The following is a 24730-nucleotide window of genomic DNA, read 5'->3' as shown; positions in this document are numbered from 1 at the left end:
CTGCAATAACTTGACAAAATGGTGTCAGGCACCATTTTGTCAAGTTATTGCATGAAGGAATAGAAGGGGCGGATCAAGAAATACTATGCAATAGAGTAAATCAAGGGGGACGTAATATGCAGTTGACTCAGGTGATAGCCGTGTATTTGGCAGAGAAAGAAGGGGAGCAAAGGGCGGAGTTCCCGGACATTGAACGCGGAATGAAGGTTTTTCAGGACTATTTGAATGACTGGACGGCGGTGCCGGTGGCTAAAGTGACCCAGATTAGTGCCATGCATTTTCAGGAATTCTTCGGTTGGTGGTACATTCGAAAATGCCGCCCTACTCCCGCCATGGCACGGCATTTATTGATGGTGATGGAGGATTTCTGCAATTTTGTCCTGCGGCGTTATGATGTCAACCTTTTACCCATATACCGCCCGGTATTGGACGAACTGAAGGAGGCACTGCCGCGAGTTCTGACGCTCCAGTCAGCGATCAGTCCAATAAAGAGCCAGGAATATTTGCGCTATGCGGTGGCCTCTTATGGCGAGGAAGGGGCTAAGAGGATGGGGGCCATCGGTGATTATGAAGACATAATCGCCGACTACATGAAGGTGGTTGACCTGGGCGAAGGTACGGACATTTGCCTGCGCACCCTTACTGATAACTATGATATAGGTCCGATAACTATACCCTTGGAAGCGGCCCGGTTGGTTCGGGAGGGCGATGTTATTTATCTAGAAGTGGGTGAAAAGGAAGGTGCCTGGGAGATTATTGATTCGGGATTTGCTTATCCTTGGGTACCGGTTGACCTGAGTTAGCCTGCTAAAAATAGTCTTTAAATGTGCCCGTTAGGGAAAATTATAATAAAATGCCCAACTTGGCGGTTTAGTGCACCGTGCCTTAAGGGTTGCCTTGGTCTTAAAATTCTTGCGGCTTTACGATGGATTTTTTTCGGATACATGCATAGTCATACTTGGAGGAACTTAAATTTACGATTTAGGGAGGTATTTTGATGATTAAAGTTGCTTTTCATGGCCATTCGTGTTTTTGTATCAGTTGTGAAAGATATCGGGTAATCATCGATCCGTGGCTTACCGGTAATCCGACGGCAAACATGACTGTGGAAGAGGTGGAAGGAATTGATGCGGTGCTGGTCACTCACGGTCATTCTGACCACCTGGGAGATGCGGTGGAGATAGCAAAACAATGCGACGCTACTATCATAGCTCCATTTGAGTTGGCTACATACTGCGGCAATCAGGGTGCAAAGGTACATCCTATGCATATTGGCGGGGCATATCAATTTGAATTTGGCTGGGTAAAGCTGACTCAGGCGCTGCACGGCTCAGGTCTTCCCAATGACGATGGTACCATCACCTACCTAGGTAATCCTTGCGGCTTTTTGATTGAAATGGGTGACCAGGTAATTTACCATGCAGGCGATACGGGGCTCTTCAGTGATATGGGGATTCTTTCTGATACCATGCTGCATGGCCGCAAAATTGATGTCATGCTGGTACCCATTGGTGATAATTTTGTGATGGGTCCGGAGGATGCCTTTACTGCGGTTCGCTGGGTAAATCCGGATATTGTGGTGCCGATGCATTATGATACTTTTCCGGTTATTAAGCAGGATGCAGAGAAATTTAAAGCGCAGGTAGAGAAAGAATTGGATGTGGAATGCCGTGTAATGAAGCCCGGGGATGACTTCGATTTGGATTCAAAATAGCAGGCGGTCAGGAAATACGGTCGGTGTAAGCCGGCCGTTTTAAATTGTGCGGCCGGTTAGCAGACGCTATGCCGCTGGTGCAGCACAGCAGAGATTGAGTATCGTACCGCAGGTCAGAAAGTATTAAGTTATTTCAGTACAATTAACGCATGCCGGGAGGTGCCCGTTGTGCGTTTTTTTGATGAAATTTGCCTTTCTTATGTTCTAAATACTAGAACGAATTTGCAAATTTTTTCATTTGGGCCACTAATACAGCCGAAACTACCAATTTTATGCATGAATTATAGTTAGTTGTTCTAAAAGGTGATACATCATAATAAAATATAGAAAAATTATTAGATTCCAGCAGGAAATTATAATTAGACGTAGAAAGCTCACAATGAGCATAAATAAGCCAACAAGGCTACAAACTTCGACATTGCAACGCCAAATGATAAACAAGGACAAGAAATACGTTGCTAAATTTTGTTGAAGGTGGCAAGCTGGAGAAAGTATTTTTATTGGAAGGGACCGGAGGTTCCTAATAATGAAAAAACGTTCTATTATTTTTCAAGTTAGAGGAAGGAGCGGATACAAATGGTAAAAAAGAAAAACGTCTTGGACTTTATCCGGATGAAGAAGGAGGGGGAAAAGGCAACATGGGTTACCGCCTATGATTTTCCTATGGCATCTTTTGCCGAACAGGCAGGGATGGACATGATTTTAGTAGGTGATTCTCTGGGGATGGTAGTGCTTGGTTATAATGGCACCGTTCCGGTAACCATGGAGGATTGTATTTCTCACTGCCAGGCAGTACGCCGCGGCGCACCCAATACATGGATAGTAGGCGATATGCCTTTTGGTTCTTATCAGATTTCCGATGAGGGCGCGGTAGAGAATGCTGTTCGTTTTCATAAGGAAGCAGATGTGGACTGTGTCAAGCTGGAGGGCGGCCAACGTGTTGCCAGTCGTATCCGGGCAATTGTTGATGCCGGCATGCTGGTTATCGGCCACATCGGCCTGACGCCGCAGAGTTCCGGTCAATTGGGCGGCTTCCGAGCAACAGGCCGGGATGTAGTTACAGCCAGGAACTTGATTAACGATGCCTTGGCGGTTCAGGAAGCAGGAGCTTATGCGATCCTGGTGGAAGCTATTCCGCCGGAACTGACTGAATTCCTAGCCAAAAAACTGGACATTCCTGTTTATTCCATCGGTGCCGGTGAACCGTGCGATGGACAACTGTTGATCTGTGGCGACATGCTGGGTATGTTCCAAGCGTTCACGCCAAAATTTGTGAAGAAATATGCCAATATCGCGGAAATCGCCGTTGAAGCCTTTAAAGAATATATTGAAGATGTAAGAAAGGGAGAATTCCCCAACGACGATTACGTTTACCACGTCAAAGAAGGCGAAGATTTCGAGAGCCTGTTCAAAGAATTTGAGTAAGTAACGGGTAATATTTGCTATAAAAGTGTCACTTATGGGTGCCTGACACCGTTTGTCACTTATTTGTCACTTATTGGTGCCTGACACCCCAACATAAAACGAATGGAGGAATATTTAAAATGTCTTTTGAAAAATGGGAAAAGTATCTTAACGAAAAAACTGGGTTTCCGGTGCGGGACAAGTATGACCTGCCATCTTCAGACAAGCGTTTTGAAGGCGGAGCGCATGCCAGAATTGAAATTTCCGGTATTGAAAACCCTGCCAGCTTAGAAGCAATGGTTGACGAAGCAGAAAAAAGAAACATTACTGTACACCGTGTTATTTCACTGGTAAAAGGTGCTACTCTGCTGGATAATCAAGAACTGAAATATTTTGCCCAAATCGGTGCTGACAATAACTTGGAGCTGTTAGTTAATCCGGTAGTGAGCAGGGGTTGGGACAACGGCAGACAGTTTTCAACACCTGAAGGCTATGTTTCCGGTATGAGACTGCGGGGACATGACATGCTCAACAACTACTTGAGAGAGATTGAAAGATGTATCGAATGTGGTGTTCGCGGCTTTCTGGTAACAGACGAGGGAGCTTTGACAATTCTCAACGGCTTAAGGGAAGACGGAATCATTCCTAAGGATGTTAAGTTTAAGGTATCTGTATTTGCTGGTCACGGTACGGCTGCCGGCGGAAAGCTGCTGCAGAATCTTGGTGCTGACAGCTTTAACCCATTGGCGGACCTAACATTGCCCATGCTTGCTTCCATCCGCCAGGGCGGCGTGGACGTTCCCTTGGATGTATACATGAGCTTAGTGGAATCCATGGGCGGCTTCCAGAGATACCATGAAGCTGCAGAAATTGCTCGTATTGCTGCGCCGGTATACTTCAAGATTGAACCGGGTAAATCTGAAGCTGACCTTTACAATACTTACGTTGATGCTCAGAACCCCGAATACGGGCCGAATTTGGCCAGAACTAGAATTAAATTAGCGCAGATTATCTTAGAATGGGTTGAACGCAGTGGTCAGGATATCGTGATGAATGACTACAAAGATGATCTGTCCATACCGCGGCCGTAATAGACGGGCACAGTTGAAGGAGTCGCAATTCGTGGCTCCTCTCTTGTATCCTTAAACTGCTTGTAATAATGAAGATAAATATACAAAATGGAGGGAAGAAACAATGAGTAGAAATCCTTTTGAAACTGCCTTAAACACACTGCGCAGTGCCGGCGAAAAAGGCGGCATCGACCCCAAGGTGATTGAACTGCTAAGCAAGCCCAAGCGGATTATGGAATTCACCATTCCCATGCGTATGGATAACGGCGAAGTGGAAATTTTTACTGCCTACCGGGTGCACTGTAACGATGCTTTAGGTCCGGTAAAAGACGGCACCCGCTTTATGCCTAACCTTACTATAGACGAAGTAAAAGCCCTGGCTCTTTGGATGACTATCAAGCACGCCGTAGGAGGTATTCCTGCCGGCGGCGGCAAGGGCGGCATCATCTGTGACCCGTCCGCGATGAGCAAATGGGAATTAGAAAGACTTACCAGAGCCTATATGCGCAAGCTGCCTTTGAAGGGTGCTTGGGTGGATGTGCCCGGTGCGGATATCGGTACCAGTGCGCAGACTCAAGCATGGATGCTGGATGAGTACGAGGAAATAATGGGTTTCCATAGCCCAGCGGCTATTAATGATAAGCCGGCGGAAGTAAATGGTACCGTCGGCAGCCACGAAGCTACCGGTCTGGGCGCCTTCTATGTGATGATGGAAGCGGTTAGAGATGCGGGGTTGGAAGTAGGATGCACCGTAGCTGTACAGGGATTTGGCCAGGTTGGTGCCACTGCCGCAAGACTGCTCTTTGATGCGGGTTTCAAAGTGGTAGCTGTCAGCGATATTAAGGGTGCTGTCTATAATGCCGAGGGTATCGATATTGCCGCATTGGAGCAGCACGTAGAGGAAACTGGTTATGTGGTGGACTTTGCCGGTACCAAGCCTATTTCCAATGAGGAACTGCTGGAAATGGACGTGGACCTCTTGGCTCCCGCCGCGGTACAGAGTGTCATTAACGATGAAAATGCTGACCGTATTAAAGCGAAGTTAATAGCAGAATGTGCCAACGGACCGGTGACTACTGCAGCGGAAAAAATTCTCTTGGAAAAAGGAATTATGATTGTTCCGGACGTTGTTACCAATGTAGGCGGCGCGATTGCCTGTCACTTTGAGCGCATCCAAGGGTTGACTGATGATTATTGGAGCATGGATAAGGTAAAAGAGAAATTAAACGGAAGAATGCTGACTGCTTATCGGGAAACCATCGCTGCAGCTAAGGAATTTGATGTACCTTTACGTGTCGCTGCCTGGATTAATGCTCTGCGTAAGATCAGTGCGGCAGTAAAAATGAGGGGCTGGGTCTAAAACCGGCTCCCCCTCAAAAAAAGTATTTTGAATCTTTTCAACAATTAAAAGGGTTTGCTATGCATTTGTCGAAATATTGTCATAAATAGTACAATACAGTTCTGTATAACAGAACAAGAATGGTAGGTGAAAAAAATGCCTTCAAATTCCCATAGCCCCAAATACCCGGTACAGACTTTAGAAAAGGCCCTGGATATCGTAGAAATATTATCAAAAGTTGACGGTGGAGAGGGGCTTGGAGTTACTGAACTGAGTAAAAGGCTGGGCATAGGTAAGAGCACTATCCACAGAATTTTGGATACGCTGGCAGGATACCGCTATGTTGAAAAAACCCCCGCAAATAAATACCGGCTCAGCTGGCGTTTATTTGAATTGGGAGCATCCGTCCCGCATCAGCGTAGTCTCAATAATATTGATGCTGCTGATTTGCAGGGTTTGTGTGATAAGCACGGGGAGACAGTGAATGTGGGAGTAAGAGTGGGTGACGGGGTAGTAATTATTTCTAAGGTTAACCCGGAAACTGCTTTGAGAGCAAGCTTGGAGGTAGGTACCCGAGAACCGATACATCCTACGGCTTTAGGGAAAGTGCTTACTTCGGAGATGGATGAGCAGCAGGTCAGAGCGCTTCTCGGAAGCGAAATGCAGGCCCATACCAACCAGACAATTACTTCACCGGATGCGTTCATTAAGGAATTGGAAAAAGTGCGGGAACAGGGGTACGCAATTGATAATGAGGAATTTTGTTTTGGCCTATCCTGTATTTCCATGCCAATCCGCAATTATAACGGTCAAATTGTAGCGGCGATAAGTGTTACTGGTCCTTCCTTTCGGATGAGCTTTTCTAAAATCATGGAAATAAAAGATGATTTGCGAGAAGTTACTAAAAAGATTTCCGCTCATTTAGGTCATGAACGTGCCAGCGGGGAAACTGCAGCTGCCCGTATTGAATAGGTAAAAGGGCAGCGAAGATTTCATCAAAGGAGTTGAGAAAGAAATGGTAGATAAAACACGTATTTATCCCGAAAACGCGCCGGTGCCGGCGGGTGCATACAGCCCGGCTGTCAAATGTGGTCAGTTTGTATTTGTCAGCGGCCAAACCCCGGAAAAGCCCGGTACTGATGAGTTGGTGGAAGGCGATATAAAAGTACAGACCAAACAGGTGATGGAAAATATCAAGAACATCCTGGCCGCAGCGCACTGCACTATGGATGATGTGGTTAAGGTTGGTGCTCACTTGGCGGACATTAATGATTTTGACGGTTATAACGAAGTTTATAAGCAGTACTTTAACATTCCAGCTCCGGCCAGAACTACGGTAGAAAGTGGTATTCCCGGCGGTTCTCTTGTGGAAATTGATGTAATTGCCATGCTAGATAAATTGTAGAATGTTGAAACTGATATGCATGTTTAAATTGCTTCTATTCTCTGCTTAGGCTTGTTGGACAACAGGTAGTGTAAGCCACTGCGGAGGGAGGATGGATATGACAAACGGCGAGAATTCAATGGGGAAACTTCCGGGTATTCGTGATGTATGGGCTGCGCGCAGCAGAATCAGCGGCAGTGTGGTACGCACACCGTTAGTTCGGTGCCCGGAGTTATCAGAGGAATTTGATGCAGAAATTTATCTGAAATTAGAGCTCTATCAACCAATCGGAGCTTTCAAAATTCGTGGAGCTGCCAATAAAATTTTGAGTCTGACCATAGATCAGCAGCGGCGGGGGGTAGCGACATATTCCACCGGCAACCACGGCCTGGCGGTATCGTATATTGCCAAACAACTGGGCATCCCGGCTTACGTATTTATTTCTAACCGGGTACCTCAAGCCAAGGTCAAGGCGCTGATGAGCATGGGGGCTATTTTAAAAATAAGTGGTATTAGTCAGGATGAAGCCGGAGAGTACTGTTATAAATTAGCTGCGGCAAAGGGTCTTAGCGTGATAGAACCTTTTGATGACCCGCATGTAATTGCCGGACAAGGAACCATTGGCTTGGAATTAATTGAGGATTGCCCCGGTTTGGATACGGTAGTTGTGCCGCTGTCGGGCGGAGGATTAATAGCGGGGGTGGCTTTGGCGCTTAAAGCCACTGATGCAAACATTCGTACCATTGGCGTTTCCATGCAGGAGGGGGCAGTAATGTATCACAGCATTCGGCAGGGTAAACCGGTGGTGCTGGATGAAGTGGATACGCTGGCTGACAGTCTGCTAGGCGGTATCGGTGCAAATAATCAATATAGCTTCCCGATGGTTCGGCAGTATGTAGATGATACCGTGCTTGTCTCCGAAAGCGCTATTGCAGACGGCATGGCACACCTTTTTAAATGGCACCGCCTAGTGGCAGAGGGCGCATCCGCTACCTGTGTAGCCGCGCTGAGGGAGAAGAAAGTGATATCCCCCGGCAGTAGGGCGGCGTTGATTATCTCGGGAAGAAACGTTGATGCTGAAGCATTTATTGACGCAACCCAGCCGTACCTATAATGACACATCGCTCCAAATAAAATGGGTTGTGAGCCACAGCAGCAAAATGGAGGAGAAACTGATGATTTATGAAGCAAGACCAGGCCAGGTAAGTTACGGGGAGGCAATCGGGGTACTGCTTCTCGATACCTTCGCACCCTTTATTCCCGGAGATGTGGGTAATGCGTCTACTTATTCTTTTCCTGTTCGTTATAAGGTGGTCAAGGGGTTTACTGCTGAGAGGATTTTTAATCATGACTTGACGGTGCTTGATTCATTAATGGAAGCCGGCAGGGAATTGGTAAATGAAGGGGTAAAAGCCGTAACCGGTGATTGCGGTTACATGGCTCTTTATCAACAACAGTTGGCTAACGAGCTTGAGGTGCCGGTGTTTTTGTCAAGCTTACTGCAGGTGCCTTTTATTTCCCGCATGCTTAAAAGGGATGAAAAGGTAGGCATAATCGTAGCAAATTCGGGCTCATTTAACAGCACCCTACTTAATGCTGTTGGTGTCACTGAGGATATTCCCATTAGCATTAAAGGGCTGGAGGATAAGAAAAACTTCCACCAGGCTGCAATTATAGAAACAGGAACGCTGGATGCGGAAAAAATTGAGCAGGAAGTTGTATCAGCGTCTCGAGAATTAACGGCTCAAGACCCTAAGGTTAAGGCAATCTTGCTGGAATGCAGCATGCTGCCACCTTATGGTGCAGCAGTGCAAAAGGCAGTCAATCTTCCGGTTTTTGATTATGTTACGATGATTAACTATGTATACACTGCTTTGATTAAGCGGCCATTTACCGGCTTTATGTAGCAGCCGATGTATTATCAAGCGAAATTTGTCTAGAAAAAATAGTCCTGTCTAATCTTTAATAAAACTACTTTAAGCAGAACGGAATTGTAATGCTAAAGATTTTAGGGGGAAGAACCGTGGATATAAGTCGGGAGGTAACAAGCCATTTTGATGAATTGGTAGCATTACGAAGAGATTTTCACAAACATCCTGAATTGGGGTTTGAGGAATATCGGACTTCTGACATTATTGTGCAGTATCTTAAGGACTTGGGTATAGAGGCCGCAAAGGTGGCTAAAACAGGGGTGGTTGGATTACTTAAAGGTAGTGCTTCGGGACGAACGTTGATGCTTCGCGCTGATATTGATGCGCTGGCGGTTCAGGAAATGACGGAATTGCCCTTCAAGTCTGTCTATCAAGGAGCATCACATGCTTGCGGGCATGATGGTCATACTGCCATTCTGCTGGTGGCAGCGAAAATTTTAGCGAAACACAAGGAGCTAATCAAGGGTAACATTAAGTTTATCTTTGAACCTTGTGAAGAAACGGCCGGAGCAATGGCTATGATTAACGAAGGTGTCCTGACAAACCCGGCTGTAGATGCTGCTTTGGGCCTGCATCTGTGGGCGCCGATTGACAGTGGGAAAATTGGCGTGGTTCCGGGGCCGGTGATGGCGGCTTGTGAAGAATTTGAACTGACCATTATTGGTAAGGGTGGTCACACCTCCACCCCGCAAACGGCTGTAGACCCGATCATGGCTGCCTGCCAAATTGTGCAAAACATGCAGGTAATTCAAACCAGGTTGGTGGATGCCCGGCAGCCGACTACCATAATGTTTGGCAAGATAAACGGTGGAACCGGACGAAATATTATCCCGGAGCAGGTGCAAATGGGCGGTACCATCAGGTTCTTGTATGAAAACGAGGATGAAGGTAAGAGGTGGCTTCAGAATAAATTCGAAGAAATAGTAAGCAGTGTTTGTACTACTATGGGTGCGCAATACAAGCTGACCTACATTCCCAGCAATCCCGCCATTATTAATGACGTCGGTATGGCGAAGATTGTTGCTGCTGCTGCTGAAGAGACCCTTGGCTCGCCCGGCAGTGTCGTATCCGAACTGGTGATGGCCGGGGATGATTTTGCGGAGTTCAGCAGACGGATACCCAGTGCATTCTATTTTGTAGGTACGGGCAATAAGGAAAAAGGAACGAATTATCCGCACCATCACCCGTGTTTCAACATAGATGAAGACACTTTAGCCACTGGATTGGAGATGCATTTGAGAACAGCATTGGCATTTTTTGAGGGGTAAATAAGGGCATGGCCTTTATTTATAATTTAAGTAATTCAAATATACTTTAACAGGGAGGTTTGGAAAAAATGTTGTCCTTTGAAAAGACGGAATACCTGGACAGACTCCGGAAAGTAAAGGAAAGCATGAGTCAAAAGGGAATCGATGTTCTGTTGGTAGCTGACCCCGCTAATATGTGTTATTTGACTGGTTACAATTCTTGGTCGTTTTATGTACATCAAATGGTGGTGGTAATGGCTGATGAAGAGGAACCCATTTGGTTTGGCCGTTATCAAGACGCACTGGTAGGAGCCAAGGTAACTACCTGGATTAAGGACGAAAACATTCTGTCCTACAGCGATGATTACGTTCAGAGCACTATTAAGCATCCTATGGACCGTTTAGCTGACATTATGAAGAAGAAAGGCGCCGGTAAAAAGACATTTGGTGTGGAAATGGATGCGTACTATTTTTCCGCTAAAGCCTACGAAAGATTACAATACGGCCTTCCCGACGCCAAATTTCAGGATGGGACTAACGTCGTAAATTGGGTACGTATTATTAAATCAGATAATGAACTTGCTTTTATGAAGCGAGCAGCAAGAATAGTAGAAAAGTCAATGCAGGTGGCGATTGATAGTGTCGATGTTGGCGTGAGACAATGCGACGCCGCAGCTGCCATTTATCAAGCTCAAATTAGCGGCACTAAGGAGTTCGGCGGGGACTATCCGGCAATTGTTCCGCTGATGCCGTCCGGCGACCAAACAGGGGCGCCGCATCTCACTTGGACCGACCAGAAATACAAAGAGGACGAAGCGGTGATTATTGAGATTGCCGGCTGCTATCAGCGTTATCACTCTCCCATGTCCAGAACGGTGTAACCTGTGAAGAAGTTGAAGCGGCATGGAGAGGCGTGCTGAAAAAGTACGGCCTAGAGAAGGAATCCCGTATCGGCTATGCCTGCGGCCTTAACTACCCGCCAGATTGGGGCGAGCACACTGCCAGTATTAGGCCTGGTGACAAAACCGTCTTAAAGCCAAACATGGCATTTCACTGTATCCCGGGTATGTGGTTTGATAACTTCGGCGTGGAAATTAGTGAGGCTTTTGTAGTAACTGAAAAGGGTGCGGAAACATTGGCAAATTTCCCCCGGAAGCTATTCATTAAATAAATAACATTCGGCAAGGAGGTGGGGTCCGGCAAGAAAATAAGGCTTGGCACTGGGATGTAACAGGAGAGAAAATAAGAGTGCTAAAGGAGGTCATATATTACCATGAAAAAGAAATTAATGCTTATTACGGTGATTTTGTTGGTTGGGCTTTTGGCAATCGGCTGTGGTTCTTCAGGAACAGAAGGTGACAAGGAAGCGGGTAAGCAAGAGCCTGCTAAGGAAAGCACAGAATCTGGTAAGGAAAGCACAGAACCGGCGGAGAAAATTGAGGCGAAATTTGTTTCTGAAGAAATTGAAGGCGACTTTATGACGGTGTGGGCAGAAAAATTTGCCGATGATATGCGTGAGACCTCAGAAGGCAATTTGGATATTGAGGTTTATCCCTATGGAACATTGGGCGATACTCGTGACATTAATGAATTAGCTCAGCTTGGTGTAGTGGAATATGTCTTCTCCGATTTTGCTTGGATCAGTTCCTTTGTGCCCGAAGCTCAAGTGTTGGCGCTTCACTACATGTGGCCCAAAGAGAATACGCCGGAAGTATTGGATTAGGTTGTTAAGAACGGTGAATTCATGGACGTCCTGGAAAAAGCTTTCCGGAAAAACGGCCTGGTACCTTTAAGTGTAATGTTTGAAGGATGGCAGTGGATCTCCTCGAATGAGCCTATCGAAACCTTAGAAGACATGAACGGTTTTAAAGCTCGGATTATGGGTTCTAAGCTTTTGGTTGAAGACTATAAGGCCTATGGTATGGTGCCGACACCCATGTCCTATGGCGAAGTATACAGTGGGCTGCAGATGGGCACTATTGAGGGTCAAATTAACCCGCTCTTTGCCATTAAGAGTATGAATTTCTTTGAAGTACAAGAATCTTTAACCCAGACCTATGCTGAACCTTTCCTGGGGATTCCCACGGTTAATCAGAAGTTCTTTGACTCCCTCTCCAAGGAAAAGCAAGAAGAGATGAAGCAATGGTGGGCGGATGCCGTTATTCCGGCTGCTGAGTGGATTGAAGATCGCAACCAATCAGATTTAGAAAAAATGCTGGAAGAAAAGCCTGAGCTCAAGGTAATCAAACTTAGTGATGAGGAAGTTGCCAGGTGGGAAGAAAAGGCAGAAACAGTTTATCCTAAATTCCTAGAAGTTGGCGGCGACGGTGCAGAAGAGATCCTTCAGGTACTGCAAAAAGATATCAAAGACGCTAAAGAAGCCCTGGGTATAGAGTAAAACAACAAGGCACAAACAGACGGAAGCAGGGATACTTCGCGGCGGGAAATATCCCGCCGCCGGGGTTTCCGAAAGGGGGTATCTTGGTGGAAAAGAAAAGTGGCGGCGCGCTAAAAACTGTATGGTCCTTTTTCAAGCAAATAGCGAATATTGTTGAGTGGCTTGAATACTGGACGTTGAGCGCGGGGGTTTTTGCACTAACCACATTATGGATCGTTAATGTCATTGCTCGTACTTTTTTTACCAGTATATATTTTGTTGAAGAGGTTTCCCAGTTCTTAGTGTTATTAATAACCTTCACCGGTTTGAGCTACGCAGTTCGCAGGGCGCGGCATATTCGTATGGGCGCTATTTTTGACGCGATGGGTCCTCGCTTGCAGAAAGTACTAATTTTTATTATTTCCGGTGTAAGCATGGTGCTGATGTTTTTAATGTTTAAATATTCTTTTGGATATACAATGGAAAGTATGACAATGTCTCACACCACACCGGCATTACGGCTGCCTTACTGGACTTTTTGGGCAGTTCTTCCTATCGGTTTTTTCTTGGCAGGAATCCAATATATTCGAACAATAATTAAAAACATTGTTGAAAAAGATGTTTGGCTATCGCCCCAGCAAAAAAGCGAGTATGAAATCGAAAATGTAAAGGGTGAAGTATAGTATGCTACTAGTATTCTTAACTATGATCATTCTGTTACTGCTGGGTTTTCCATTTATGGTAACTTTGTTGGGATCAACATTATTATATTTCTTTATTTATTTGCCCGGTTTCAATATGAACGTGGTTGTTCAGCAGATTATATCGGGGGTAAGTCCGCCGGCTTTGGTGGCAGTACCTATGTTTATCTTAGCGGCAGAAATCATCACCTCCGGAAAGTCCTCGCAAAAGCTTATTCGAATGATCAGGTCATTTGTAGGCCATATACCCGGTGGTCTGCCAATTACAACGAACTTAAGCTGCACTCTTTTTGGCGCTGTCTCCGGGTCGACTCAGGCTACGGTGTCTGCAATTGGCGGGGCTATGCGGCCGATGCTGCTTAAGGCTGGGTATCCGAGTTCATTTACGCTGGGACTGATTATTAATTCCAGTGATATAGCCTTTCTGATCCCGCCCAGCATTGGCTTTATTGTCTATGGAGTAGTGACCGGAACCTCAATTGGCAAGCTGTTCCTTGCCGGTATTGGCCCCGGCTTGTTAATCGCCTTCTTATTCTCATTATACTGCTATGCTTACTCCAAGATAAAGGGGATAGGAAACGCTGAAAAAGCCAGCTGGAGTGAGCGTAAAGATGCGATTAAAGATGGTGCTTTAGTGCTTGGATTTCCCGCTATTATTGTCGGCGGTATTTATGGTGGATTTTTTACCCCAACTGAAGCGGCGGCAATGGGAGTAGCTTATGCCATATTTCTTGAAGGTGTGATGTACCGCAGCCTTACTAAAGAAACTCTCGTCAACGCATTTTTGGCAACTGGACTTATTACCGGGGTGGTTTTTATTTTAGTGGGTGCAGGCCAAGTATTTTCCTGGTTGATTAGCTTTTTGAGGCTGCCTCAAGAGGTACTGCCGGGGATAATAGGAGCAGACCCATCGCAATTACGCGTTATAGTTTTGGTTGCAATTGCCTACTTTATTGCCTGTATGTTTGTAGATCCGATCGTAGCAATTTATGTTTTAAGCCCCGTTTTTGCTCCATACGTACTGCACACCGGAATCAATCCGGTTTTATTGGGAACCATTGTCACACTTCAGGCAGCGATCGGTTCGGCGACGCCACCATTTGGTTGTGATATTTTTACCGCCCAACTGGTGTTTCGACGGCCCTATCTAGAGGTAATTGGGCATGCGCTGCCGTTTATTCTAATTCTTCTTTTTGTAAACGTTTTGTTAGTGCTCTTCCCGCAAATTGCCCTCTTCCTGCCAAACAGTATGTTATAAAGATTGATCGGGAAGTGGTAAATTGTTGGCAGATTGAGTATAATACACAATTAAAATAAGATATTCTTAATAAGATATCAAGCAGAGGTAACACCTATTGGGTTGCCTCTGTTTTCGAATTTTGGTATTGCTATGCTGCTTAAGGATGCAGCTTTTACTGCAGATTATCCCTTACCGTTACGGGGTCGGTAGTTCCGTAGTGACACCGAAGGGGTGGCAGCCCCAGGGGACAGAGATAACTCGGCGTGGGCCAAGTTATTATTTATGATGGTTTGGAGTGATAGCCATGTTAGAGGTTACAAAGAATAAGGTTTCAGGTAATTCGATACATTTGTTGGCTTTTTTTGGCGTAGCCTATGTGGTGTTTCTTAACTTCTATACGGCTATAACTATCTTACCCATGTATACATTGTTTTTAGGCGGCTCGGAAATGACTGCGGGGATTCAATCAGTGCTTTTCTACTTAGCGGCCATCGTTATGCGTTTTTACTTTGGCCCGATGACTGACAGACTGGGAAGAAAAGCACCTTTATTGGTCGGTGCCATTGCCTTTGGTACTGCTCCGTTTTTCTTCCTAATCAGTGATAATTTATGGATGCTGGGACTAGCCAGGATTTATCAGGCCATCGGCTTGGCTGCTTTTTTATCCAGCGGTAGTTCCTTTGTGGCGGATATGGCACCGGCTGAAAAAATGGGGCGCTATATCGGTGCCTATCGGCTGGTAAACACCTTGGCCCTATTAAGTGGCCCGCCGCTTGCTATGGCAATAATTAATCACAGCGGCTATGATTTATGGTTTAAAGTAGCTTTTGCAGCTGGTGCCGTGGCGGTCATCTTGATGACAGTGATCAAGACGCCGCCGGTGGATAAGTGGGAACATTCCGGTTCTTTGACCTCCTTCAAAGCCGTTCTTACCAATATTAACCTGCGCCCCGCTTTTTTCAGTATCGCTTTAATTTCGATTAGTTATGGTGTGCTGCTTACCTTCACTTCTCTTTATATTTCTCGGGTGACCCAGGTAGTCAATCCAGGCTTTTATTTTACCTACTTTGGCGTGGCCGCAATCGCGGCTAACCTGGCCGTGGGTTTTCTTTCCGACCGCTTTGGCAGGGCTGCTGTGCTGCTGCCGGAGCTGGTATTAATGGGCCTTGGTACGGCGATACTCTTTTTTCTCCCGTTGTCCGCAATGATACTGATAGTCAGCAGTATCCTCGCAGGATTTGGCTTTGGCGGTGCCCTTCTGACCTCTATTGCCTGGTTGGTGGATCTGGCGGACAAAAGAATGCGGGGCACGGTGCTGGCGGTACAGGAAAGTACCATCGACTGTTTTTTTGGTATTGGCTCCTTTATTTTCGGTGTTGCTGCGGACTGGATAGGGATGGGTCTATCTTTTGCCGTCACAGGCGCAGCGATAATGATAGCCGCTCTGTTATTATTGAGAAATTTGAAACAGTCCACAGTTAAACAATCACTTCGGTCATTAAATTAAATAAATCTGGAAACACTAGCGGTACAGTTTCATCAAACCGACGGGGGATGATATGATTGAACCGCAGTATTCATGTGGGCTATTTCTTTGCTACACTGACAGCATTAGCGGTTATTACCTTGACTGAGATTGCCGGTTTTTCTCGGCTGGAAGTGGCCATGACGCCGGGAAGGCTGATTTTGGTGCTGTTATTCGGACAGATGCTGGGATATCTAATGTATTATTTGGTTCAGTTTTTTGAATGGCTGCAGCAGTGGGGGCCGTGGTCCGTTGGTATCATGTACGGGCTGGCACTTTGGGTGGTCGTGCTGCCCATCGCCAGTGCTTCAACCTTGATAGCACCGGTGATGGATGAGGGAACATTAAGTGTAATTTCTACATTGGTGGCCTTCATATCGTATGGGGTGGTGGTCACTAACTACACCATGATCCGTTTGGCTGATTAGCTTAAAAAGTTAGTTATGACTAAGGGCCCTTGTGAGTACAGTATAACTGCGATATAATTTCCCTGTACGCGAATTGTTGTCGGGGGGAGTGATTATATCAAAAAGCTTAGTCGGGTTCACAAGTGGCTGCAGACCTATCGTATGATTTTACTTTCCATAGCATTGATTGCATCATTTTTCCTTGAACCTCGGGCTAGGATGATTCTTATCACCAGCGTGATGTTGGGTTTTTTTGCATTTATGCTTATCGTAACACTGAAATCTTATGATAATAAGTTTATAATAAATTTTGAACCCTATCCGGCGATGTTCGCGGATATCTTTCTTATCTCCGCCTTAGTCAAAGTTAGCGGGGGGGTAGGCAGCGTCTTTCATCCTCTTTACATAGTGGAATTTATTTTAATGGGTTACTTTTATGGCCGGATTCAGACGGTTATAGCGGGGTTGCTGGCTGCGGCAGGTTTTTATTATGCATCGTATATCGGACCACATTTGTTAAAGGCGCTGCTTCAGATTGGTATCACTTTCGCTACCGCGATATTGGTGGGCTTTATTGCCCGGCATAGGGCAAAAGTCCAGCAGGAAAGGTCAATGGAATTGATGCCGGAAATACAAGCGGGCAGACTGAGGAAAAACCGTAAAGCCATGGAGTCTTTAAGCAGATTGGCTTCGGCTATGTCAGGCCTTAAAGATGTAGAAGAGGTATCGATGCTGATGGATTCCTATCTAAAGTATATCGGCCATGCGGAGAAAGTTGTCTTTGCGCTGCCTGGTCAAGATGGTGATTATGCTGTCTACTTAAAGGACCAAACTAAAAGGACAGTATCCAAGCGTTTTGCCATTAGTCGAGAGGTTATTCTGCAGCATCAAGCGCTTCTTTCAGACAGGGTTGAAAGCCTCAGCAGTACCAGAGATAATCCCCTTTTTAACAAATGGTATGTCGTATCGGAGAAAATTCCTATCCTAAGGGAATTTATTGGAGATTTTAAAAGCTGCATGTATTCCCCCATTCTTCATGGGGACGAAATATACGGCCTAATAGTAGTGGCCAATTGTAACCATCACCATGCTTTTGGTACTGAAGAGATGGAGATGCTGGCGATATTACGGCATGCATTGGCAGTTTATCTGAAGAATCTTGATAATATTTCAAAGCTAGAGATAAAAAATGATGAAATTGTTCATATGGCTGCTAAAATGGTAGATTTAAAAGACCGTTATACCCATCAGCATTCTCAGCGGGTGGCTAATATTGCGGTGATGATAGGTGAAGCACTGGGGTTTGAAAAAGAGGCATTGGTGAAGCTCGAAACAGCAAGTCTATTGCATGATGTCGGTAAAGTAGGTATAGCCGATGCAGTACTCAACAAGCCGGGCAAACTAGACGATGAAGAATTTAACTTAATTAAGGCCCATCCGGTTGTGGGTGAGGAACTGATTAAGAGGGTAAGCGGCCTTGAAGAGGAAGCGGTTTGGGTGGGACAGCATCATGAAAAATTCGACGGAACGGGCTATCCCGCAGGTATCGCCGGGGCAAATATAACTTTGGCAGGCCGTATCATTGCGGTAGCTGATGCTTACGAGGCCATGACCTCAGACCGTGCTTACCGGAGGCGGAAAGACCGGCGCGAAGCTGTGGCAGAAATTAGGCACAACGCCGGCAGCCAATTCGACCCCGGGGTCGTGGAGGCTTTTATAAGAGTAGAGAGTTTGCTGGAAATGTCGCAAATAAATGATATAGGACTTAAAAATGCAATAAGTTAACATCTGGGTGTGTATGGCACACTGCAGGTGTTTATTTTTGCTTATTTTTTGTTCGTTGACGCAAGGAACACCAAGTGGTAATATAGATAAAGTAATATTTCGATATGGAAATATTCGAGATGGAACTTTAGGAGGGACGTTTTTGGCTACTAATCAGGAGCAATTGTTGCAAATGGCAAGGTTGATTAGCCGTGCTCACCGGGGGTTACACTGCTTGGTACAGCCTCGGCTGGAACAACAAGGTAGTCTTACGGTTACGGAAATGATGGTAGTGCGATTGGTGAAGGAAGAAGGATCGCCAAGGGCCAGCTACATCAGCGATAAGTTGGGCATCCCCCCTAGCACTATGACCAGCATTTTAGATCGGCTGGAAGCTAAGGGCGTGGTTCGCAGGGTGCGGCACGTTGATGACCGGAGAGCCGTACTGGTACAGTTGGAAGATGGAGCAGCCGAAGTCAAAAAGGAATTTGAAACGGTTTTAGCTCGGGAACTGAGCTTGGTGTTTGGTGATATATCACCGGATAAATTAAAGGAAATAACAGCAAATCTCGAATTTATTACGCAAAAACTTCAACCCAAGAGGTGAGAGCAATGGCTGAGACAGTGATGGAAAAGACGCAGGAAATTAAGGGCAAGGGAAATGGCAAAAGGATGATGGTTATCGGTATTATCCTGGCGCTGGCAGTAGTGGGAGGTGCAGGGATCGCTTGGTATTACAGTTACCAAAACAGCCATTATATTGTTACGGAAAATGCCAACGTAACCGGCGAATTGATAAACATTGCTCCCGGCGGGTCCGGCGTGATTAATGAGTGGCTGGTGCAGACCGGCTCAAAGGTGACGGAAAACCAGGTGATTGGCAGTATCGAAGTAACCGCTGGGGGGAGTAGTGTTACTCAACTCCTTCGGGCTCCGGCCGATGGCACGGTAATTAAGACTGATGCCACTGTCGGTAAACCGGTGGCACCGGGTCAGGTGCTGGCGGTGCTTACGGATATGAATGATCTTTATGTGGAAGCGAATATTAAGGAAACTTTTATTAATGAAGTAGCGAAGGGTCAGCTGGTAGAAGTTACCTTCGATGCAGCTGACGGAGTAGTTTTGAACGGGGAGGTACAGTCCATTGGCCTTGCTGCTACTTCTATATTTTCTTTGCTTCCGGATACTAACAGCGGCGGCAGCTTCACCAAGGTTACTCGGGTCATTCCTGTACGGATAAATTTGCCGGACGATTCTGGCGTGAGCGTGCTTCCGGGCATGAATGCCAAAGTGAAGGTGCATCTCTAATTTGGAGCCGAGGTTTACTAACGGAAGAAGGTGAATTATGACAGCGCAGGCAAGAACTTTAACTAATAATGTGGAGCAGCATTGGGTAATTTCCATGCTCGTTATTATAGTAGGTGCTTTTATGGCAATTCTTGATTCAAGTATTATCAATATTGCTATCCCGACGCTGATGCACGTTTTTGAAGTTAGCACCGAAGAGGTTCAATGGGTGGTAACTATTTATATGCTCACCCTAGGGGTGGTGGTGCCTACCAGCGGCTGGTTGGGAGATAAATGGGGCTACAAAAAGCTTTATATTCTTTCACTGGTTACTTTTACCATAGGGTCGATACTGTGCGGCTTAGCCTGGAATTTAAATGTGATGATAGCGGCCCGGGTAATTCAAGCTTTGGGCGGGGGCATGATTATGCCCACCACTATGTCCATTATCTTTCGTATTGTACCGAAAAACCGCCTGGGCACCGCTATGGGCTTCTGGGGGATGGCGCTGTTGGTGGCACCTGCTCTTGGGCCTACATTGGGCGGTTATCTGGTGGAATACCTTAACTGGCGATTGATTTTCTATATTAATGTTCCTATCGGTATTTTAGGTTTCTTCCTTTGTTTAATCGTCTTACCCGAATTTGATTCACCGGATCCTCAACCCTTTGACTTTATCGGTTTCCTAACTTCATCGGTAGGGCTATTTACCCTGCTGCTGGCATTTTCCAAAGGAGAGGCATGGGGTTGGACCGCGCAGCCGACGGTGCTTTTATTCTATACCAGCATAATAAGCTTAGGGATTTTCGTCTATAACGAACTGACCATCGAGCATCCAATGTTGGAGCTGCGCATTTTTAAATACGGCATGTTTACTGCCAGTAAGGTAGTAGGGATGGTTACCATGGTCAGCATGTATGTGGGGATATTTTACCTGCCGTTATTTCTACAAAATATCCGCGGCCTTGGTGCGATGGAGACGGGGCTGCTGCTTATGCCCGGTGCCCTGGTCACCGGTTTGATGATGCCAATCAGCGGGCGTATTTACGATAAGATAGGGGCGCTGCCACTAACTGTAGCAGGTATTATCGTCCTCAGCTATACCACTTTTCTGTTGAGTAATTTGGCAGTGGGCACCGCTTCTACCACCATTATCAAATGGGTGGTGCTGCGGGGCATAGGCATGGGGCTGGTGATGATGCCGGCGCAAACAGCAGGAATGGCCGTGATACCCCAGCGCTACGTGGGCCAGGCATCCGCTATTAGTAACGTCATTCAGCGGGTGAGCAGTTCCTTTGGTCTAACGCTGCTGACCACATATCTTACCGGCCGGGTGGCCTTTCATCGAACCGTGTACAGTGCGGAAATAAACCCATGGTCTGAGGCCGTGCAGCAGCTGATGGCAAAGTTCGGCTCTGCCGGTGAAGCAGTAGGTGCTACCAAACAATTATTGATGGGCTCCCTCCAAGGAATAATAGCCCAAAAGGCCTTCGTCCGGGGTATAGATGAACTGTTTATAATGACAGCATTATTCTGCCTTATCGGCTTAATACCATCATTATTTCTAAAACGCGTCAAATAACTTGACAAAATGGTGCCAGGCACCTTTTTGTCAAGTTATTTTTTTGTTAGGACATTATGGGTTATGGTTAATTTCTGCCATAGAATACTAATTTTATTCCGCCTTAGGCACAAGAAGTCTATACGCCGGGGTTTGGTAAGGGGAGCAGAAAGTATAATCGCCTATATTGATAAAGGCGTTTTTTTATGTGGAATTATCAGAAATATTTGACATATAGCAATAGCAGGCATATAATTATACTCAAATATAACGAGCGTTCAATATAAGTACAAATGGAGGTAAGTAATGACAAAGAATATGTCCGCTGACCATCGTCGCAAACAGGTAATTGATGCTGCAATTTGCTGTCTGGTTGAAAGAGGTTATGCAAACTTTTCTGTAAAGGATATTGCTGAAGAGGCGGGGGTGAGTACAGGAATTCTATATCATTATTTTAAAAGTAAAGATGACATCATGCAGGAGGTACTCAAGGAAGTTTTCTCTCGTACTGATGGAGCGGTGCGCGATTCAGTGGGTGAAAAGCTTCAACCCGACGAAATACTCGGAACCTATCTGGAGTTTGTAGGAAAATTGGTGCGGCGCGACCGATTGACTTATATTGTTACCATGAACTATTTAGGCCAAGTGTTGTATAACGATAAGATGCAAATGGCGATGAGGCGCTTTTTTAAAAACATGCGCAGTTACAGCAGCAATACGTTAGAACGGGTCTTTCATGAAAACGACAGGGAGGTGGGGAAAAAGGAGACCGATGCAGTATCAGCGATTTTGATAGGTGTTAGTCTCGGTCTAGGCATCCAGTCAATAGTTGATGAAGATAATATTGACCTTGATTTGTGTACGGAAATTCTTTATCAGGCAATTATGGAGAAGTAAAGTGAAAGGAGAGGTTTATGTGTTTGATTTTATGCTATCCGGGGACCAGAAACTACTAAGGCAGGAGGTACGGGATTTTGTCCGACAAGTGCCTAAGCAGCTGCTAATGGATATGGATGAAGAAAAGATTCAGTACCCCAGAGAATATATTGAAAGTTTGGCAGAAAGGAATTTAATTGGCCTGCGTTTTCCCAAACAATTGGGAGGCAGAGGGTTGAGTTGGACTGAAGAAATTATTGCCTTGGAGGAAGTAGGGATATTAGGTACTTCATTGGGATGCCTCTTTTCTCTTCCCAGCATTATCGGTGAAGCCATCGATAAGTTTGGCACCTCTGAACAGCAGGAAAAGTACTTAAAACGCATCATTTCCGGCGAAATAACAGTGGCCGAGGGTCTTACCGAACCACGAGGCGGCTCTGACTTTTTTGGTACCACTACTAAGGCGCGCAGGGAGGGTGATCATTACATCATTCGCGGGCAGAAGCGATTTGTAGTGGGAGCGGAAGGCGCGGATTTATTTCTAATTTATGCGAGGACAAACGAAGAAGTTCCAGCCCACAAGGGTATCAGCACGTTTCTAGTGGAAAGAGGACCTGATGTAAAGGTGGAATATCTATATGGTCTGATGGGTACCAGAGGAGGAGGTGCCGGCCGGGTGATTTTTGATGACGTTAAGGTACCGGCAGAAAACCTGGTAGGTCAAAAAGATGGTGCCGCGGGAATTTTTTACCAAATGATGATTCCCGAGCGACTGACTAGTGCCGCCGGGGCACTAGGAATGGCTAGGGCTGCGCTGGAAGTGGCGGCCAAGTACAGTGATCGTCGTAAGGCTTTTGGGCAAAAGATTAGAAAGTATGAAGCGGTGAGCTTTAAAGTTGCGGACAGTATTACCAAACTTGATGCAGCTCGAGCAATCGTCCATGCCGCTGCCCAGGCCGTAGATAATGGTGCTCCCGCCGGTGTGGCCCGCCGAATGGTATCTGAGGCGAAAAAGTTCGCGACAGACAGCGCCTGGGAAATTGTCAATCACGCAATGCAAATCATGGGGGGCATCGGCTATACCAATGTATACCCCATTGAGCGCTTGCTTCGTGATATCCGTCTAATCATGATTTGGACCGGTACTAACGAAATTATGGATCTAATCATCCAGAGTGAGTACTATAAAGAAATGGGCGCTGCCGGCCCCGCTACCCGTGATGTGGAAGCCGACGCCGTTAATGCTGACGCCGTAGAGGAAAAGGTATACGAGTAAAGGGCAAAACAAGTAAAAGGTATATGGGTGAAAGGTAAAAGGGAATAAGAGTAAAACCAATAACTTGACAAAAAGGTGCCTGACACCAAATATTAAAAGGAGGAGAGGAAAGCATGGGAGAGGTATTGCATAAGCTTTTGGAAAGAAATGCGCGTAAGTACAGTGATGAATGTGGTGTGATGAGTCTGGATTATGGTGAGGAGTGGACATGGGCCGAATTGAACAGCCGGGCCAACGGTGTGGCCGCTGCGCTGATGCGTGCGGGGCTCGAGCCTGGTGAGCGGGTGGCGTTAGTAATCCCCAACCGACCGGAATTTCTGGCCGCTTTCTTTGGCATTCTGAAGGCCGGCGGCGTGGTTGTACCTGTGAATGTACGCCTAGTCAAACCGGAAATTGAGTATATTGTCAATGACTGTCAGGCTAAGATGCTAATTTATGATGGTGGGCTGGATGTCATCGGCAAAGAAATTTCAGAAGATTGTGTCGCGTTGACCAACGTTTGGGAACTGAGCGAACTGACTAATAGTGAAGCCTTAAGTCCCTCGCTAAATATTTCGGTTGATGATGTAGCGGAGATTATTTATACATCCGGAACCACCGGTAAGCCTAAGGGAGTGGTGCTTACCCATAACTGCGCATACGAAGTGGGGACGATGATGGCTTATGAAGCAGATATTCGTTACCAAGACAGAATGATGTTATTAATGCCGCTGACCCATTCAGCACCGCTTAACCTTTTTATGATTGGTGCTTTGTACGCCGGGGCTGTATGTGTGGTGGGCAACTTTACCCCCCAGGCAATCCTAGATACCTGCCAGCAAGCCAAGACTACTCACTTTTTCGGTGCGCCAGTGGCATACTTATTGGCTATGCAGGCGAAAGGATTTGCAGAGTATGACTTATCTAGTGCTAAGTGCTGGATCTACGGTGGGGCACCCATGGGTAAAGAGGCTTTAGAGTTGGTAAGAAGCAAGTTTCCCGGCAAGTTCATGAGTGTTTATGGATTAACAGAAAGTGGACCTAACGGGGTGGCGTTATTTCCTGATGAACATGATGAGCACGGTGGAAGTATTGGGCGGCGCGGCGCGGTAAACTGTGAAGTAAAAGTGGTTGCCGAAAGCGGCTTAACAGCTCAAGCCGGTGAAGAAGGTGAGATTTACTTAAAATCGCCGTCAGTAATGCTTAAATATCATAACAAACCCGAAGCCACCGAGGAAGTGTTGACTGACGGCTGGATAAAGACTGGTGATGTAGCAAAGATTGACCAGGATGGTTATATTTGGGTAATGGGACGTAAAAAAGACGTTATTATTTCCGGCGGGGTAAATGTCTATCCCAAGGAGATTGAGGACGTTTTGGCGCAGCACCCTCAGGTAGCAGATGCGGCGGTTGTCGGGGTACCGCATGACCAGTGGGGAGAAACTGTCATGGCTGTGATAGTACCTAAAGGCGAGGCACCAAAACCCAGCGAATTACAGCATTTTTGTGAGAAAAATTTGGCGGATTTCAAGATACCGAAATTTTTCCGCTTTGACCAAGCTATTCCAAGAAATGCTTCAGGAAAAATTTTAAAACATCAGATAAAAAGAGAGGCTTAGGGCTTCAGAAGAAAATATGTTTGAAATGA

General features: G+C 46.1%; 21 protein-coding genes and 2 pseudogenes. All 23 read left to right on the top strand.

What is annotated here, in order from left to right:
• Positions 1-116: 116 nt before the first annotated feature.
• Positions 117-803, top strand: coding sequence for a hypothetical protein (locus MFMK1_RS12350; protein ID WP_366922006.1), 687 nt, complete (start codon positions 117-119; stop codon positions 801-803).
• Positions 804-997: 194 nt separating this feature from the next.
• Entirely contained in the window at positions 998-1714 is a 717-nt protein-coding gene (locus tag MFMK1_RS12345; RefSeq protein WP_366922005.1) for a metal-dependent hydrolase, read from the top strand.
• A gap of 576 nt (positions 1715-2290) precedes the next feature.
• Entirely contained in the window at positions 2291-3139 is an 849-nt protein-coding gene (panB, locus tag MFMK1_RS12340; RefSeq protein ID WP_366922004.1) for a 3-methyl-2-oxobutanoate hydroxymethyltransferase, read from the top strand.
• 119 nt (positions 3140-3258) lie between these two features.
• The gene (locus MFMK1_RS12335; RefSeq protein WP_366922003.1) at positions 3259-4209 is read left to right on the top strand and encodes a hypothetical protein; all 951 of its coding nucleotides are present in this window, start codon (positions 3259-3261) and stop codon (positions 4207-4209) included.
• A 103-nt stretch (positions 4210-4312) separates the two neighbouring features.
• Positions 4313-5548: a Glu/Leu/Phe/Val family dehydrogenase gene (locus MFMK1_RS12330; RefSeq protein ID WP_366922002.1), complete on the top strand. Its 1236-nt coding sequence runs from the start codon at positions 4313-4315 to the stop codon at positions 5546-5548.
• A 135-nt stretch (positions 5549-5683) separates the two neighbouring features.
• Positions 5684-6499, top strand: coding sequence for an IclR family transcriptional regulator (locus MFMK1_RS12325; RefSeq protein ID WP_366922001.1), 816 nt, complete (start codon positions 5684-5686; stop codon positions 6497-6499).
• 43 nt (positions 6500-6542) lie between these two features.
• Positions 6543-6932: a Rid family detoxifying hydrolase gene (locus MFMK1_RS12320; protein ID WP_366922000.1), complete on the top strand. Its 390-nt coding sequence runs from the start codon at positions 6543-6545 to the stop codon at positions 6930-6932.
• A 97-nt stretch (positions 6933-7029) separates the two neighbouring features.
• A complete protein-coding gene (locus MFMK1_RS12315) occupies positions 7030-8025 on the top strand; it encodes a threonine/serine dehydratase (RefSeq protein ID WP_366921999.1) in 996 nt (331 codons plus the stop codon).
• 61 nt (positions 8026-8086) lie between these two features.
• Positions 8087-8818 carry an aspartate/glutamate racemase family protein gene (locus MFMK1_RS12310; RefSeq protein WP_366921998.1) on the top strand — a complete coding sequence of 244 codons (732 nt, stop codon included), beginning with the start codon at positions 8087-8089 and terminating at the stop codon, positions 8816-8818.
• Positions 8819-8934: 116 nt separating this feature from the next.
• On the top strand, positions 8935-10110 hold the full coding sequence (locus tag MFMK1_RS12305; RefSeq protein WP_366921997.1) for a M20 metallopeptidase family protein: 1176 nt from the start codon (positions 8935-8937) through the stop codon (positions 10108-10110).
• Positions 10111-10178: 68 nt separating this feature from the next.
• Positions 10179-11260, top strand: a pseudogene (locus tag MFMK1_RS12300) (M24 family metallopeptidase).
• Positions 11261-11362: 102 nt separating this feature from the next.
• A pseudogene (dctP, locus tag MFMK1_RS12295) lies at positions 11363-12487 on the top strand (TRAP transporter substrate-binding protein DctP).
• Between the two features lie 86 nt (positions 12488-12573).
• Positions 12574-13149, top strand: coding sequence for a TRAP transporter small permease (locus MFMK1_RS12290; RefSeq protein ID WP_366921996.1), 576 nt, complete (start codon positions 12574-12576; stop codon positions 13147-13149).
• Position 13150: 1 nt separating this feature from the next.
• Positions 13151-14425, top strand: coding sequence for a TRAP transporter large permease (locus MFMK1_RS12285; protein ID WP_366921995.1), 1275 nt, complete (start codon positions 13151-13153; stop codon positions 14423-14425).
• Between the two features lie 286 nt (positions 14426-14711).
• Positions 14712-15914 (top strand): MFS transporter, encoded by a 1203-nt coding sequence (locus MFMK1_RS12280; RefSeq protein ID WP_366921994.1) that lies wholly within the window; start codon positions 14712-14714, stop codon positions 15912-15914.
• 56 nt (positions 15915-15970) lie between these two features.
• Positions 15971-16360, top strand: a complete 390-nt coding sequence (locus tag MFMK1_RS12275; protein WP_366921993.1) for a hypothetical protein — start codon at positions 15971-15973, stop codon at positions 16358-16360.
• Between the two features lie 141 nt (positions 16361-16501).
• On the top strand, positions 16502-18124 hold the full coding sequence (locus MFMK1_RS12270; RefSeq protein ID WP_366921992.1) for an HD domain-containing phosphohydrolase: 1623 nt from the start codon (positions 16502-16504) through the stop codon (positions 18122-18124).
• A 142-nt stretch (positions 18125-18266) separates the two neighbouring features.
• A complete protein-coding gene (locus tag MFMK1_RS12265) occupies positions 18267-18710 on the top strand; it encodes a MarR family winged helix-turn-helix transcriptional regulator (RefSeq protein WP_366921991.1) in 444 nt (147 codons plus the stop codon).
• 5 nt (positions 18711-18715) lie between these two features.
• Entirely contained in the window at positions 18716-19411 is a 696-nt protein-coding gene (locus MFMK1_RS12260; RefSeq protein ID WP_366921990.1) for a biotin/lipoyl-containing protein, read from the top strand.
• A gap of 37 nt (positions 19412-19448) precedes the next feature.
• Complete coding sequence (locus tag MFMK1_RS12255) at positions 19449-20972, top strand: DHA2 family efflux MFS transporter permease subunit (RefSeq protein WP_366921989.1); 1524 nt, start codon at positions 19449-19451, stop codon at positions 20970-20972.
• Positions 20973-21257: 285 nt separating this feature from the next.
• Positions 21258-21848 carry a TetR/AcrR family transcriptional regulator gene (locus MFMK1_RS12250; RefSeq protein WP_366921988.1) on the top strand — a complete coding sequence of 197 codons (591 nt, stop codon included), beginning with the start codon at positions 21258-21260 and terminating at the stop codon, positions 21846-21848.
• A 19-nt stretch (positions 21849-21867) separates the two neighbouring features.
• On the top strand, positions 21868-23103 hold the full coding sequence (locus MFMK1_RS12245) for an acyl-CoA dehydrogenase family protein (RefSeq protein ID WP_366921987.1): 1236 nt from the start codon (positions 21868-21870) through the stop codon (positions 23101-23103).
• Positions 23104-23216: 113 nt separating this feature from the next.
• On the top strand, positions 23217-24701 hold the full coding sequence (locus tag MFMK1_RS12240; RefSeq protein ID WP_366921986.1) for a class I adenylate-forming enzyme family protein: 1485 nt from the start codon (positions 23217-23219) through the stop codon (positions 24699-24701).
• Positions 24702-24730: the final 29 nt, after the last annotated feature.

The organism is Metallumcola ferriviriculae (assembly GCF_035573695.1).
GTDB lineage: Bacteria > Bacillota > JADQBR01 > JADQBR01 > JADQBR01 > Metallumcola > Metallumcola ferriviriculae.
This window is presented reverse-complemented; position numbering and strand designations above follow the sequence as displayed.